Origin of the sequence: Paraburkholderia sp. RAU6.4a (assembly GCF_050435625.1) — a bacterium.
Lineage (GTDB): Bacteria > Pseudomonadota > Gammaproteobacteria > Burkholderiales > Burkholderiaceae > Paraburkholderia > Paraburkholderia tuberum.
The window spans coordinates 1,469,692-1,482,582 of the sequence record NZ_JBNDKQ010000003.1 but is presented as its reverse complement, the minus strand read 5'-3'; the positions used below and the strand labels follow the sequence as shown (position 1 = coordinate 1,482,582).

Below are 12,891 nucleotides of genomic sequence, written 5' to 3'. Positions count from 1 at the left end.
GTTCCCGCGCCATGCTTTTTGGATTCGCGCATTCGTCGATCCGACAGCTTGGCCGTTCGCCTCCACTCTTTCGTCGTCCTGCATTCGGAATACTTCAATGTACATGCCCGCCCATTTCGAAGAGAACCGTCCAGGGGTTCTTCATCGCCTGATCGCCGAGCACCCGTTCGGCGCGCTGATTACGCACGGCCCCAACGGGCTCGATGCGAATCATCTGCCGTTCGAGGCGCAGGCGGATGCGGCGGATTCGTCACGTCTGGTGCTGCGCGCGCACGTCGCGCGGGCGAACCCCGTCTGGCAGGAAGCCGCGACCCATCCCGAAGCGCTCGTGATCTTCCAGGGGCCGACCGCCTATATTTCCCCGAGCTGGTATCCGAGCAAACACGAAACGCACAAGCAGGTGCCGACCTACAACTATATGGTCGTGCATGCACATGGCAGGATCGTGGTGCATGACGATGAATCGTTCGTGCGCGGTCTCGTCGCGCGACTCACGCGCGAGATGGAAGCCGGCGAGCCGGTGCCATGGAAGATGGGCGACGCGCCCGCCGACTACATCGCGCAGATGCTCGGCGCGATCGTCGGTATGGAGATCGAGGTAACGCGGCTCGTCGGCAAATGGAAGCTCGGGCAGAACAAGGCGGCCGAAGACCGGCGCGGCGCCGCGCAAACGCTGCTCGCGCGCGACGGCGATCAACAGAAGGCGGTGGGACAGGCGATGCTCGATGCGCCGCCGGCGTTCTGACGGCGGCCGCATAATCCGGCCTTGACCTTCCCGTCATGGGAAGGTCGATACTGGATTCACGATGCGGCCCAATGCCGCCACGAGCCTCGCCTGCCATGACCGCACTTGCCAACCCGCAGCGCCCCGCCGACGCTGCCGCTTCTTCTTCGCCCACGCGCGTCGTCGAACTCGATATCGGCGGGATGACTTGCGCGTCGTGCGCGAGCCGCGTCGAGAAAGCACTGACCAGGCTGCCGGGAGTGGCGCGCGCGTCGGTGAATCTCGCGACCGAGCGCGCCCGCGTGGAGAGCGACGCGACGCTCGGGCCTCAGCAACTGGCCGATGCCGTGCGCAAGGCCGGATACGAAGCGACGCCGGTCGCGAACGCCGAGCTTGCCGCGCCAAGCGCGACGCAAACCGCGACAGCCGCCGCGACGCCGGGAACCATTGAACTGGAGATTGGCGGCATGACCTGCGCAGCCTGCGCGTTGCGCGTCGAAAAAGCGCTCGCGAAGGTGCCTGGGGTCGCGCGCGCGTCGGTCAATCTGGCGACCGAAACCGCCACCGCTCATCCGCAAGGCACCGCATCCGCCGATACCGGCGCGCTGATCGCCGCCGTCAGGAAAGCTGGCTACGAAGCGACGTTGAGCGCGCTGCCCGCTGCTGCCGCTCCAGCCGAGACAACGGCCACTATCGCCGCGTCCGGCAACGAAAGCGACATCCTCGACACGACCCACGCCCCCGGCGTCGACCGCAAGCGGATTCAAACCCGCCGCGACCTCGCGAGCGTCGTTGCGTCCGCGCTGCTGACGCTGCCGCTCGTCGCACCGATGTTCGGCGAATGGTTCGGCCTCCACGCGATGCTGCCAGCCTGGCTGCAATTCGTGCTCGCGTCGATCGTGCAGTTCGTCTTCGGCGCGCGCTTCTATCGCGCAGCCTGGCGCGCGGTGCGCGCCGGCGCGGGCAACATGGACCTGCTGGTCGCGCTCGGCACATCGGCGGCGTACGGAATCAGCGTCTACGAACTCGCGATGCATCCGGCCGACACGATGCATCTGTACTTCGAGGCATCGGCGGTCGTGATCACGCTGGTGCGCTTCGGCAAGTGGCTCGAGGCGCGCGCCAAGCGCCAGACCACCGACGCGATCCGCGCGCTCAACGCGCTGCGCCCCGAGCGCGCGCGCCTCCGCGACGGCGCCGGCGAACGCGAGGTGCCGCTCGCGCAGGTGCGGGTCGGCACCGTCGTGATCGTGCGGCCGGGCGAGCGCGTACCGGTCGACGGCGCGGTGCTCGAAGGCCGCACGCATATCGACGAAGCGCTGATCACCGGCGAAAGCCTGCCGGTGCCGAAGCAGACCGGCGACGCCGTCACGGCCGGCTCGATCAACGGCGAAGGCGCGCTCGTGGTGACGACCACCGCGATCGGCACGGAGACGACACTGGCGCGCATCATCCGGCTCGTCGAAAGCGCGCAGGCCGAGAAGGCGCCGATCCAGCGGCTCGTCGACCGCGTCAGCGAAGTCTTCGTGCCGACGATTCTCGCGCTCGCCGCGCTGACGCTGATCGGCTGGCTGCTCGCCGGCGCGGGCGCGGAAACCGCGATCCTGAACGCGGTCGCGGTGTTGGTGATCGCCTGCCCGTGCGCGCTCGGCCTCGCGACGCCCGCCGCGATCATGGCCGGCACCGGCGTCGCCGCGCGCCACGGCGTGCTGATCAAGGACGCGCAAGCGCTGGAAATCGCGCATCGCGTGTCGATTGTCGCGTTCGACAAAACCGGCACGCTGACGCTCGGCCAACCATCGGTAACGGCGTTCGAGCCGATCGGCGGCTTGAGCCGCGACCAAGCGCTCGCGCTCGCGGCGGCGGTGCAGCGGCATAGCGATCATCCGCTCGCGCGGGCGGTGATGCGCGCGCACGAGGCTCAACTCGGGCAAATGGCCGGCGAACACGAGGGCGGGCCAAGCGCCACCGCCGCTCGCGCCGTCGCCGGCCGGGGCGTCGAAGCCGACGTCGACGGCCGCACGCTCGCTCTCGGCAGCACGCGCTGGCTGCGCGAGCTCGACATCGCGCTGCCGAGCGCGCTTGCCGCGCGCGCGCAGGAACTCGAAGCGGCGGGCAACACGGTGTCGTGGCTGATGACGCGCGCGCCTCACGCCCCCGAAGCGCTCGCACTGATCGCGTTCGGCGACACGGTGAAGCCGACCGCGCGCGCGGCCGTCGCGCGGCTCGCGCAGATGGGCATCCGCAGCGTGCTCGTGACTGGCGACAACCGCGGCAGTGCGGCGAGCGTCGCGCGGGCGCTCGGCATCGACGAATTCCACGCCGAGGTGCTGCCCGACGACAAGGCCCGCGTGATCCGCGACCTGAAGATGCGCCACGCCGGCATCGTCGCGATGGCGGGCGACGGCATCAACGACGCGCCCGCGCTCGCCGCCGCCGACATCGGCATCGCGATGGCGAGCGGCACCGACGTCGCCATGCACGCCGCCGGCATCACGCTGATGCGCGGCGACCCGGCGCTCGTCGCCGACGCGATCGACATCTCCCGCAGAACCTGGCGCAAGATCCAGCAGAACCTGTTCTGGGCATTCGTCTACAACCTGATCGGCATTCCGCTGGCCGCGTTCGGCTTGCTGAATCCGATGCTCGCGGGCGCGGCGATGGCGTTTTCGAGCGTCAGCGTCGTCACCAATGCGTTGTTGTTGCGGACGTGGCGAAGCGCGCCCGGCCGAACCGTCGATCCGGTGCGCTGAGCAACGCAGCAACACCTTTCGCATTCCGCCTCGTCCTTCTTTCGGGGGCCCGTTGTGGCCCCTTTCAGCCTATTACGGGCGGCTTTCAGTCGCCCTAAAGCCGCCGTCTCCCGAGCCGTAAACCAGTAAATCGATGCCGTTCGCGGCCATGCCCGACGCGCGCGTCGCCCGTCCCCCTTTTCGCGCCTGCCCATGAACTCTCTCTTCTTGCGCCGCGCCAGCGTCGGCGCGCGGCTTGCCGTGCTCTCGTGCGTGCTGGTCGCGTTGATTCTCAGCACGTTCGCGTGGGCGCTCGCACGCGCCGCCGGCGACCAGGTGCGCGACCAGGTGCTCGCCCGCATCGCCGAAAAAGACCGCTCGATCGCCGCGATGATCGAGCTGTTCGACAAGGCGCTGTCGGCCGAAGTCGATCGGTCGATGGCGCTGTTCGCGAGCTTCCTGCCCACCGACTTCTCGCTCGACGACACGCAGAAAGTCGACATCGGGAGCACCGCGACGCCGACTTTCAAGGCCGGCGGCAAGGTGCTGAATCTCGACTTCACGATTCCCGACCAGTTCCTCGAACGCAGCGGCGCGGTCGCGACCGTGTTTGCGCGCAGCGGCGACGACTTCGTGCGCGTGACCACCTCGCTGAAGAAGCAGGACGGCACCCGAGCGGTCGGCACGCTGCTCGACCGCAAGGGGCCAGCGTATGCGCCGCTGCTCGCGAACCGCTCGTACACCGGCCTCGCCATGCTGTTCGGCAAGCGCATGATCACGCAGTACCGGCCGATCGCCGACGCGAGCGGCCGCGTGATCGGCGCGCTGTTCGTCGGCGTCGACGTGGACAAGGAGATCCAGTCGGTCCAGGACGGCATCCACGCGCTGAAGATCGGCGCGAGCGGCTATTACTTCGTGCTCGACGCGTCGAGCGGCGCGGAGCGCGACAAGCTGCTCGTGCATCCGTCCGCCGCGGGCCAGAAAGCCGACGACGCCAACGCGCCGTATCAGCGCATGCTCGACATGAAGCAGGGCGAGCTCGACTACCGCTCGGCCGACGCGACGCTCGGCGAGAGCGACGCGCGCGACAAGTTCGTGTCGTTCGTCACGGTGCCGGAGTGGCAGTGGCTCGTGGGCGGCGTCGCGCCGCGCGACGAAGTGATGGCCGAGGTCGTGCGCACCCGCAACGCCTTCCTGCTGCTCGGCCTCGCGCTGGTCGGCCTGTTCGCGATCGTGTTCCTTGTCGCGGTGCGGCGGCTCGTCAGCCGTCCGCTCGACGAAGCCGCGCGTGCGTCGGAGCGTCTCGCCGCGGGCGATCTGAGCGTGCGCGTCGCGCAGCACGGCCGCGCGCGCGCCGACGAGATCGGCCGCCTGATGCTGGCGATCGACGGCATCGGCGAAGGCCTCGCGCGCATCGTCGCGCAGGTGCGCAACGCGTCGGCCGACATGTCGGCGGGCACCGAGAAAATCGCCACCGGTAGCGGCAACATCGCGATGCGCATCGCGACCCAGGCGAGCAGCCTCGAAGAGACCGCGGCGAGCATGGAGCAGATCACGTCGACCGCGCAGCAGAATGCCGATCACGCGACCGAAGCGAACACCCTCGTCACCCACGCCGCCGACGCCGCGCTCGAAGGCGGCCGCGCGGTCGAGCGCGTGGTGTCGACGATGGGCGAGATCGGCCGCTCGTCGCAGAAGATCGCCGAGATCACGACGGTGATCGAGGGCATCGCCTTCCAGACCAACATCCTCGCGTTGAACGCGGCCGTCGAAGCGGCGCGCGCGGGCGAGCACGGCAAGGGCTTCGCGGTCGTGGCGTCGGAAGTGCGCGCGCTCGCGCAGCGCAGCGCGGCGGCGGTGAAGGAGATCGAGGGCGTGATCGCGGCGTCGAGCGCGAACGTCGACAGCGGTTTTCGCATTGCCGAAGAAGCGAGCGCGACGATGCAGGGAATCGTCACTCAGGTCGGTCAGGTCCGCGCGATCATGAGCGAGATCAATGTCGCGTCGCGCGAGCAGTCGGGCGGCATCGAGCAGGTCAACCTGGCGGTCACGCAGATCGGCGAGGCGACGCAGCAGAATGCGACGATCGTCGTCGATGCGGAAGCCGCGGCGGCCGAGTTGCGCGAGCAGGCTGCGCGGCTCGCGCAGCTGGTCAGCGTGTTCAAGCTCGAAGGCGAGCGCGGCTGACGGATCTGCTTAATGTGGACGGCGGCCACCGCGCTCAGAACTCGACGTCCAGTTCATCGATCTCCTCGACCTCCTGACGCGCGAGCGCGATCCACTCGCTCATTTCGGGCAGCGCCATGATGCGCTGCCCGTATTCGACCATATCCGGATCGAGTTGCACGTCATAGGTCACGAAACGCGTAACCACCGGTGCGTACATCGCGTCCGCGGCGGTCCGCTCGCCGAACAGGAACGGGCCGCCGTACTCCTTCAGACATTCACGCCAGATCGTCACGATCCGCTCGATATCCGATTGCGCGCGCGCCCATACCTTGAAGCCCGGGAAATGCGCCTTCAGGTTCATCGGCAGCGCCGAGCGCAACGACGCAAACCCCGAATGCATCTCGCCGCAGATAGCGCGGCAATGCGCGCGGGCGCGGATCTCGTGCGGCAACAGCGCGGCTTGCGGCTTCAGCTCGTGCAGGTATTCGGCGATCGCCAGCGTGTCCCAGACCTTGACGCCGTCGTGCACGAGGCATGGCACCAGAATCGACGGCGACAGCAGCAGTAGTTCGGCGCGCGCCGCGGGGTCGTCGATCGGCACCACGATTTCTTCGAACGGCAAGCCGCTGAACTTCGTCAGCAGCCAGCCGCGCAGCGACCACGACGAATAATTCCTGCTGCTGATCGTGAGCGTAGTATTTCCCATACGTGTGTCCTCCAGATCGGGCATCGCGCCGCGCGTGCCTGCACCCATGCACGCCGCGGTGCGCGCGCGCACCAAAGCGCGGCAAGGCCGGCCCATTTCGCCTACGCACGCAAGTGATATGCCGACCCACGCAGATATGACGCGACACAGGGGCAACGCGCGCCGGCGCCTGGCGCACCACTTGCTTTTATTCGAGTTCCTGTCTTTCTGGCGCATTCGAGTGAAAGTATGAATCTGTTCGCCTATCCTGCCTATCAGGCCTGCGCCGACCTGCTGCTACCGCTGCGGCACGGCGCGGCGCTGGCGAACCGTTCGCTCGATGCATGGTCCGCATTCGCCGCTACGCCGCACGGACGCTCGCTGCGCGCGACGTGCGAACTTCTGATGCTCGGCGGACTCACGCCGAAGCGGCCGCCGTTCGGCATCGATAGCGTCGTCACCGAAGGCGAGCCGGTCGCGGTGGTCGAGGAAGTCGTCGCGCGCACGCCGTTCTGCTCGCTGCTGCATTTTCGCAAGGACGCCGTGCTTTCAACGCCGCAGCCGCGCGTGCTGATGATCGCGCCAATGTCGGGCCACTTCGCGACGCTGCTGCGCGCAACCGTGCGCACGATGCTGACCGAGCACGACGTCTATATCACCGACTGGCACAACCCGCGCGACGTGCCGCTCGGCGAAGGCCGCTTCGGCTTCGATGAATTCGTGCGCCACGTGATCGACTTCACCGCGGCGATCGGGTCCGGCACGCATCTGCTCGCGGTCTGTCAACCGACCGTCGCGGCGCTCGCCGCCGTCGCGCTGATGGCCGCCGAGGACCATCCCGCGCAGCCGGCCAGCATGACGCTGATGGCCGGCCCGATCGACACGCGCATCAATCCGACGCGCGTCAACGAACTGGCCAGGAGCCGGCCGATCGAGTGGTTCGAGCGTAATCTGATCAGCGCGGTGCCGTTCGGGTTTGCCGGCGCGCAGCGTCGCGTGTATCCGGGTTTCGTGCAGCTGGCCGCGTTCATGGCGATGAATCCGGGCCGCCACGCCGACTCGTTCGAAACGATGTACTACGAGCGCGGCAAGGGCGATCCGCAGAAAGCCGACACGATTCGCACGTTCTACGAAGAGTACTTCGCGACGATGGATCTGACCGCCGACTTCTATCTGGAGACCGTCGACACCGTGTTCCAGCAGCATGCGCTGCCGTTACGCGCGCTCGAAGTCGAGGGGCGTCTGGTGGAGCCGTCGAAGATTCGCCGCACCGCATTGCTGACCGTGGAAGGTGAAAAGGACGATATCTGCGCAGTCGGTCAGACGCTCGCCGCGCAGGACATGTGCGATCGTCTGCGGCCGTATCTGAAGACGCATCACGTGCAAACGGGCGTCGGCCACTACGGCGTGTTCAGCGGACGTCGCTGGGAGCGGGAGATTTATCCGCGCGTGCGGGCCGTGATTTACGACAATGAACCGCGCGCGGTGCTCGTCAGCTCGCGTGCGCGCCCGATCCAGCCGGTGCCCGCGGCGATTGCGGCGGAAGTCACGGCGGCCGCGCCGGTCGCGGCTGCGGTCGTCGAGGTTGAAGTGGATGCGCCCGTGGGCGGGAGCGGGAGCGGCAACAGTGACTCCGCGGCAAAAACGTCCGCGCAGTCCCCACGCAAGCCGCCGCCGGTGACACCCTGAGCGATCCGCTAATCAGCGGAAGCTGCTGAGGGCGAGTTCAGGCCGTTGGCCGGATCATCTGGAACATCTCGCCGATCTGCGCATAGTCGGCGCGATAACCCGCGCGCATGATCGGCTGCGCGGCGTGCGTGTCGAACAGGCCGTCCTTCAGATACGCGTCGTCGATATGCACGCCGACCACCTGGCCGAGCGACAGATAGTTGTCCATCGGCTTGCCGTCGACATCATGCAGACGCACGATCTGCAGCAGCTTGCATTCGAGCGCCGCCGGCGATTCGGCTACGTGTGGCACCGCCACGTTGCGGCCCGGCGCCGGCGTGAGCCCGGCCAATGCGAACTCGTCGACGTGCGGCGCGACCGGCGCCGACGAGCGGTTCATCTGCTCCGCGAGCGGCCGGGTGGCGAGATTCCAAACGAATTCGCCGGTCGCCTCGATGTTGGCGAGGCTGTCCTTGCGGCCCTCGCTGCTAAAACCGATGATCGGCGGAAAGGTCGCGAACGCGCCGAAAAAGCTGTATGGCGCGAGATTGAGCGTGCCTTCGGCATCGCGCGACGAAATCCAGCCGATCAGCCGCGGCGCGACGATCGCCTTGAAAGGATCGTGCGGCAGGCCGTGACCGGCGGCGGGGTCGTAGAAGTAGTGAGACATGAAGTGGCTTGGGGTTGGCTTGGAGTTGATTTAGGTTCGCTTGCGGCGCGTGTGGCAGTTAGCGCGAAAAGCGGCGGAGTACCAGGCACGGAACGGCTATTTATACCGCACTAGCCGCGCCCGATCACGCGCTTGCGCCCTTCCTTTACCCGCGCGATGCGCGCTTCATCCCAGTCATGAAACCCCGCGCCGCTGCGCACGCCGACACGCCCCGCGTCGACCTGCGCGCGCAGCAGATCGATCACGTCCTCGTCTTTCGCGAGTTGCGGCATCAGATGCGACGCGATGTCGACGAACGTGTCGAGTCCGCCCATGTCCGCGCCCTCGAATGGTCCGACGATGCCCCAGCGACGTCCCAGCGAAGCTTTCATCACGCGATCGACGACCTCGGGCGTCGCTGCCCCCGAACGCACGATATGCAACGCCTCGCGCAGTACCGCGAACTGCAGCCGATTACCGACGAAGCCCGGAATCGCCTTCGTGAGCACGACCGGCTCCATGCCGATCGCGCTCATCAGTCCGGCGGTTTGCCGCACGACTTCGGGCGCGGTCTCGGTGCCCGGCACGACCTCGACGAGCGGAATCATGTGCGGCGGGTTCCAGAAATGCGCGATCACGAAGCGTTCTTTCGCGCGCAGCGGGATGGCAAGCTGGTCGGGCGGGAAGCCGCTGGTGTTGCTCGCGAGGATCGCATCATCGGCAAGCAGGCTGGTCAGCGTCGCGTAGAGGCGGTGTTTGAGTTCGAGCACTTCGGGAATCGCCTCGATCACGAAGCGCGCTTGCCCGATCGCATCGAGTTGCGCATTGGTTTCGATGCGCGCGAGCGCCGCCTGTTTGGCAGCATCGTCGATACGGCCCGCGTCGATCAGTTCGTCGAGCACCGCTTGCGCTTTCGGCGCGACGCTCGCGAGTCGCGCCGGATCAACGTCGTGAACGATCGTGCGGTATCCATGCAACGCGGCCTGCGTCGCAATGCCGACGCCCATCAGTCCCGTGCCCACCACCCCTATCGCTACATCCTGTGTCGTCTTGTCCACACGCGCTCCCGCTGCCGTCGATGAAAGCCCCGAAGCATAGCGCAGCACGCGCAATACCACGGTCGGACTCGCACGCCCAAATGCGACGAAGCCGGCCTTTCCCTCGAGGGAAGACCGGCTTCGTGGACTCACGCCGCCTGTTGCGACGCGATCAGGCGCGCTTTAGTAGCGCGGGGGCGGGGTGCGGTGATCGTCGCCGCGGTGGTGCGGATCGTAGTCGTGCGGATGACGGCGCATCCACTCGTCGTGCTCCCAGTAGCGGTGGCCGTCCCAGTAACGATCGCCGTGCCAGCCGATGTTGATCGACACGCCCACCGGCATCATATGCGGTTGGCCGTACACGACTGGTGCCGGACCGTGTTCGACGATCACGCGGTCTTGCGCGAATGCGCTACCAGCCGCGACGAGTGCGCCGCCCGCGAGCAGCGTTGCGATCAGCGAGCGCGATGCCTTGCCAAAGTTTTTCATAATGACCTCCCGTCAAAGTTTTATTCCAGGCCAGCGTCCGTGTTTGCTCGGATCGTGCGATTCGCTTCGTTCGCTTCGCTTGTGAGCCGAACCAGACGCCGTACGCTTGAGACTCACTTTAGCGGCCCGAATCGCGTGAAGACGTTAGCACTTGTAAGCGAGCATTTCATAGATGGGGTCTGTTGATGGAAGCGCGGTGCCGCTTTCGCGCTTCATTCAACAAAGGTTTACGGGCAATGCTTTCATTCGACTCGCTGAATCAGCGTGAAAGCTGGTTACATTCATTTCGGCCCCGAAATATTTCGCAAGGAGTCGGACAGACACTGGAGGCCTGGCGCTGATACGTCTGTCTCGTCGCGCAATGGTGCATCGCGACAAGAGAGCCCCAAAAAACAAAAAGCCACGATCCGCATTTCGCGAATAGTGGCTCAATGAGAAGCGCACTCGAGGTGCGCGCCCCGGCGCGTTGTCGCGCGCTCGGGAGGTTCGGCTGGTTTTTAGTCGGTCAGCTTGATGCCGAACAGCGTGGCCTGCGCGCGGCGCAGACGCTCTGCTTCACGGGCACGCGCTGCATACGAGTAGTCCGAATCCAGCGGCAGATGGGGCGACGCAAAGAGGTCGCTGACCTTTTGGAACAGTGCAAAGATGTAGCTCATGGCGACTCCCGGTTAGTGACTGCGTTGCTAGGGTTTTCCCTTAGTTGTGATTATAGGGGTTTTCCCTAGGGAAAAGCTAGTGCACTGCAGCAAATTTTCGCTGCGGCGGGTTGCCGCGATGTCATTGGGCCGGGAAGCGTTGCATCGCGACAACGTCCCCGATTTAGTGACTCGGCGGCCGCCGGTGCGAAGCGCGAGCGTGCCTCGCGCGCGTCGGCGTCGCGCTGGGCTGTAGGGGCGCGGCGGGGGGCGCTGCGGTGGCGGTCGTGGCGGCGGGCGCCGATGCGGCGTTCGCTGTCGCCGCATGCGCGTCGAGCAGGCTCACCATCGCCGCTTGCTGGTTCTGCATCATCTGTTCGATGCGGTGTTGCTGCGCCGTCGTCTCGCGCGTGAGGCGCATCAGCAGCAGCGTCTGCGCGATGCCGATAGCCACCGTCACCAGCAGCGCACCGACCACGATCGACAGCATCCATTTCACGCGCCGCGAATGATCGGTCGCGGCGCGGCGTTGATCGGCGATCACGCCATAGAGCGCATCGACCGTATCGGCGAACGCGGTGGCACGCGCGCGGTCGAGTTCCGGCTCCGAGCGTAGCGCGGCGGCGGCCGCGTCGGTGCGGCGCGCGTCACGCGAGGAAGTGGCGAATCCGGCGTGGTTGTCTGCGGACGAGGACCGGGGTGTCGTCAACAGCGCGGTGGCGGAGAGCCTGTCGTCCTGTTTCGTGGTCACGGCCTCTGGCGAGGCGGATTGCGTACGCGTCGCGGGCTCGTCGGCGGACTGGCTCATGCTACTGCCGTCGGTCGCAGCGGACGTTGCAAGCGAAGCCGGGGCGGTAGCAACTGCGGCATCGCGCGATGCCGTCGCGGCTTTCGCGAACGTCGCGGCGAAACGCTGCTGTGGCTTGCCCGCGCCCGCCGTCGCAGCCGACTCCGCTTCGGCCGCCTGGCGCAACGCGGTCACGCTGCGCGCGACGGTCGCGGCGGCCATCGCCGAGCTGGGCGGCGCGGATGGCTCACGCGACGTTGCCGCGGGCTTGTCGTCGGTGTTTGCTGCGGCGTTCGGCGCTGAGCCGTCGGGGGCGCCGTTCGCGGGCTCGTTTGCGGGCTTGTTTGCAGACGCATCCGCAACCGCCATCACCGGCTCGACGTCAAACCCGCTCAACTGCCCGTTCACCGGCGGCGCATCCAGCTTCGCCGCACGCGGTGCGCGGCGCGCAGTTTTGTCGAGCGACCCGGGTTCATCGAATACGCCGACCGCCTGCAGCACCACGTCCGGCAGTTCGAAGCCGTGCAGCGTGCCTTGGCGGACGTCGATGTTCATCGCCTCGAGCGTCGCGCGGGTCGGATCGTCGGGGAACAGGTCGAGCGTGCTGTCGTCGCGCGCGACGCCGCTCAGTTGCGCGAGGCGTTGCGCCGAGCGCGCCGCGCGCGCCAGCTTGTTTTCGGTTTCGGTGGAGACGGCGCCCTGGCGCTGCTTCTTCGAAGCGACGCGCGGGCGCATGGACTGCGGGGATGCTGCGGAATCTGCCATAGAGGAAAAAGCGGTCGTCGCCAGGAACGGGGCGCCGGATGCCGCTTGTCATTGCCATTGGAATATTTAGAGCCAGCATTGTCGCATGGCGCTCCGCCCGTGCCGAAGCCATTCCCCGTCGATTTGCGCCCTTTCGCGCGCCTCGCGCCTTTCACGACCTCGCGTCGTCGCCCTGGAATTCCCGCACGCCCTGCCATTGCCGAAGCCGAGCGCAGGTCGACTCGCATTCCGCATTCGACACGCGATGCAGCGTGATGATCACTTCGTCGCACTCGTTCACATCGTCGCTTTGCTGCATCACGAATTACGCGGACACGATCATGATGAGCGCCGAGCCCACGCAGACCAACATGTGCGTGCGCAAGCCCGCCGCCCACGACAACCGCTCCCGCTCGTAGCCGATCACGCTGCCGAGCATCGCGGCCAGCACGAGACGGGAGATGAGTTCGAGATTACCGGGCATCGTTGTTCCTCCTTATCCGAAATGAGCGGCAGCAGCAGCTCAGTGCGCCTCGCGTTGCCCATTCCATGCGGCTCGTGCATCTGTCGCG

The 12,891-nt window shown here is 66.9% G+C and carries 11 protein-coding genes and 1 pseudogene; 4 read left to right on the top strand and 8 right to left on the bottom strand.

Annotated elements, in window-relative coordinates:
- Positions 1 to 97 precede the first annotated feature (97 nt).
- From OKW40_RS31505 to OKW40_RS31495, 3 genes are all read left to right on the top strand, one after another.
- Positions 98 to 745, top strand: a complete 648-nt coding sequence (locus tag OKW40_RS31505; RefSeq protein WP_090808258.1) for an FMN-binding negative transcriptional regulator — start codon at positions 98 to 100, stop codon at positions 743 to 745.
- Positions 746 to 840: 95 nt separating this feature from the next.
- Positions 841 to 3,477 carry a heavy metal translocating P-type ATPase gene (locus OKW40_RS31500; protein WP_429493234.1) on the top strand — a complete coding sequence of 879 codons (2,637 nt, stop codon included), beginning with the start codon at positions 841 to 843 and terminating at the stop codon, positions 3,475 to 3,477.
- Between the two features lie 192 nt (positions 3,478 to 3,669).
- The gene (locus OKW40_RS31495) at positions 3,670 to 5,643 is read left to right on the top strand and encodes a methyl-accepting chemotaxis protein (protein ID WP_429493233.1); all 1,974 of its coding nucleotides are present in this window, start codon (positions 3,670 to 3,672) and stop codon (positions 5,641 to 5,643) included.
- A gap of 34 nt (positions 5,644 to 5,677) precedes the next feature.
- Here the strand turns inward: OKW40_RS31495 and OKW40_RS31490 are convergent, their stop codons facing one another.
- Complete coding sequence (locus tag OKW40_RS31490; RefSeq protein ID WP_429493232.1) at positions 5,678 to 6,331, bottom strand: glutathione S-transferase family protein; 654 nt, start codon at positions 6,329 to 6,331, stop codon at positions 5,678 to 5,680.
- Positions 6,332 to 6,559: 228 nt separating this feature from the next.
- On the opposite strand from OKW40_RS31490, the gene OKW40_RS31485 reads away from it, so the two are divergent.
- The gene (locus OKW40_RS31485; RefSeq protein ID WP_429352679.1) at positions 6,560 to 7,999 is read left to right on the top strand and encodes a polyhydroxyalkanoate depolymerase; all 1,440 of its coding nucleotides are present in this window, start codon (positions 6,560 to 6,562) and stop codon (positions 7,997 to 7,999) included.
- Positions 8,000 to 8,036: 37 nt separating this feature from the next.
- On the opposite strand, the gene OKW40_RS31480 is transcribed toward OKW40_RS31485, so the two are convergent.
- The 7 genes and pseudogenes from OKW40_RS31480 to OKW40_RS31450 all read right to left on the bottom strand — a co-directional run.
- Positions 8,037 to 8,648, bottom strand: coding sequence for a flavin reductase family protein (locus tag OKW40_RS31480; protein WP_184037964.1), 612 nt, complete (start codon positions 8,646 to 8,648; stop codon positions 8,037 to 8,039).
- Positions 8,649 to 8,758: 110 nt separating this feature from the next.
- Positions 8,759 to 9,634, bottom strand: coding sequence for a 3-hydroxyacyl-CoA dehydrogenase family protein (locus tag OKW40_RS31475; RefSeq protein ID WP_260321026.1), 876 nt, complete (start codon positions 9,632 to 9,634; stop codon positions 8,759 to 8,761).
- 213 nt (positions 9,635 to 9,847) lie between these two features.
- Positions 9,848 to 10,153 (bottom strand): hypothetical protein, encoded by a 306-nt coding sequence (locus OKW40_RS31470; protein WP_429352680.1) that lies wholly within the window; start codon positions 10,151 to 10,153, stop codon positions 9,848 to 9,850.
- A gap of 497 nt (positions 10,154 to 10,650) precedes the next feature.
- Positions 10,651 to 10,809 (bottom strand): hypothetical protein, encoded by a 159-nt coding sequence (locus tag OKW40_RS31465; RefSeq protein ID WP_018424094.1) that lies wholly within the window; start codon positions 10,807 to 10,809, stop codon positions 10,651 to 10,653.
- 163 nt (positions 10,810 to 10,972) lie between these two features.
- Positions 10,973 to 12,340, bottom strand: a complete 1,368-nt coding sequence (locus tag OKW40_RS31460; protein ID WP_429493231.1) for a hypothetical protein — start codon at positions 12,338 to 12,340, stop codon at positions 10,973 to 10,975.
- Positions 12,341 to 12,491: 151 nt separating this feature from the next.
- Positions 12,492 to 12,641, bottom strand: coding sequence for a hypothetical protein (locus OKW40_RS31455; protein ID WP_429493230.1), 150 nt, complete (start codon positions 12,639 to 12,641; stop codon positions 12,492 to 12,494).
- A gap of 6 nt (positions 12,642 to 12,647) precedes the next feature.
- Positions 12,648 to 12,803, bottom strand: a pseudogene (locus tag OKW40_RS31450) (MgtC/SapB family protein); the annotation flags it as partial.
- Between the last annotated feature and the right edge of the window lie 88 nt (positions 12,804 to 12,891).

Excerpts from the sequence above, each read along its gene's own strand:
- OKW40_RS31505 (WP_090808258.1), top strand. The coding sequence starts at position 98 with ATGTACATGCCCGCCCATTTCGAAGAGAACCGTCCAGGGGTTCTTCAT.
- OKW40_RS31500 (WP_429493234.1), top strand. The coding sequence starts at position 841 with ATGACCGCACTTGCCAACCCGCAGCGCCCCGCCGACGCTGCCGCTTCT.
- OKW40_RS31495 (WP_429493233.1), top strand. The coding sequence starts at position 3,670 with ATGAACTCTCTCTTCTTGCGCCGCGCCAGCGTCGGCGCGCGGCTTGCC.
- OKW40_RS31490 (WP_429493232.1), bottom strand. The coding sequence starts at position 6,331 with ATGGGAAATACTACGCTCACGATCAGCAGCAGGAATTATTCGTCGTGG.
- OKW40_RS31485 (WP_429352679.1), top strand. The coding sequence starts at position 6,560 with ATGAATCTGTTCGCCTATCCTGCCTATCAGGCCTGCGCCGACCTGCTG.
- OKW40_RS31480 (WP_184037964.1), bottom strand. The coding sequence starts at position 8,648 with ATGTCTCACTACTTCTACGACCCCGCCGCCGGTCACGGCCTGCCGCAC.
- OKW40_RS31475 (WP_260321026.1), bottom strand. The coding sequence starts at position 9,634 with ATGGGCGTCGGCATTGCGACGCAGGCCGCGTTGCATGGATACCGCACG.
- OKW40_RS31470 (WP_429352680.1), bottom strand. The coding sequence starts at position 10,153 with ATGAAAAACTTTGGCAAGGCATCGCGCTCGCTGATCGCAACGCTGCTC.
- OKW40_RS31465 (WP_018424094.1), bottom strand. The coding sequence starts at position 10,809 with ATGAGCTACATCTTTGCACTGTTCCAAAAGGTCAGCGACCTCTTTGCG.
- OKW40_RS31460 (WP_429493231.1), bottom strand. The coding sequence starts at position 12,340 with ATGGCAGATTCCGCAGCATCCCCGCAGTCCATGCGCCCGCGCGTCGCT.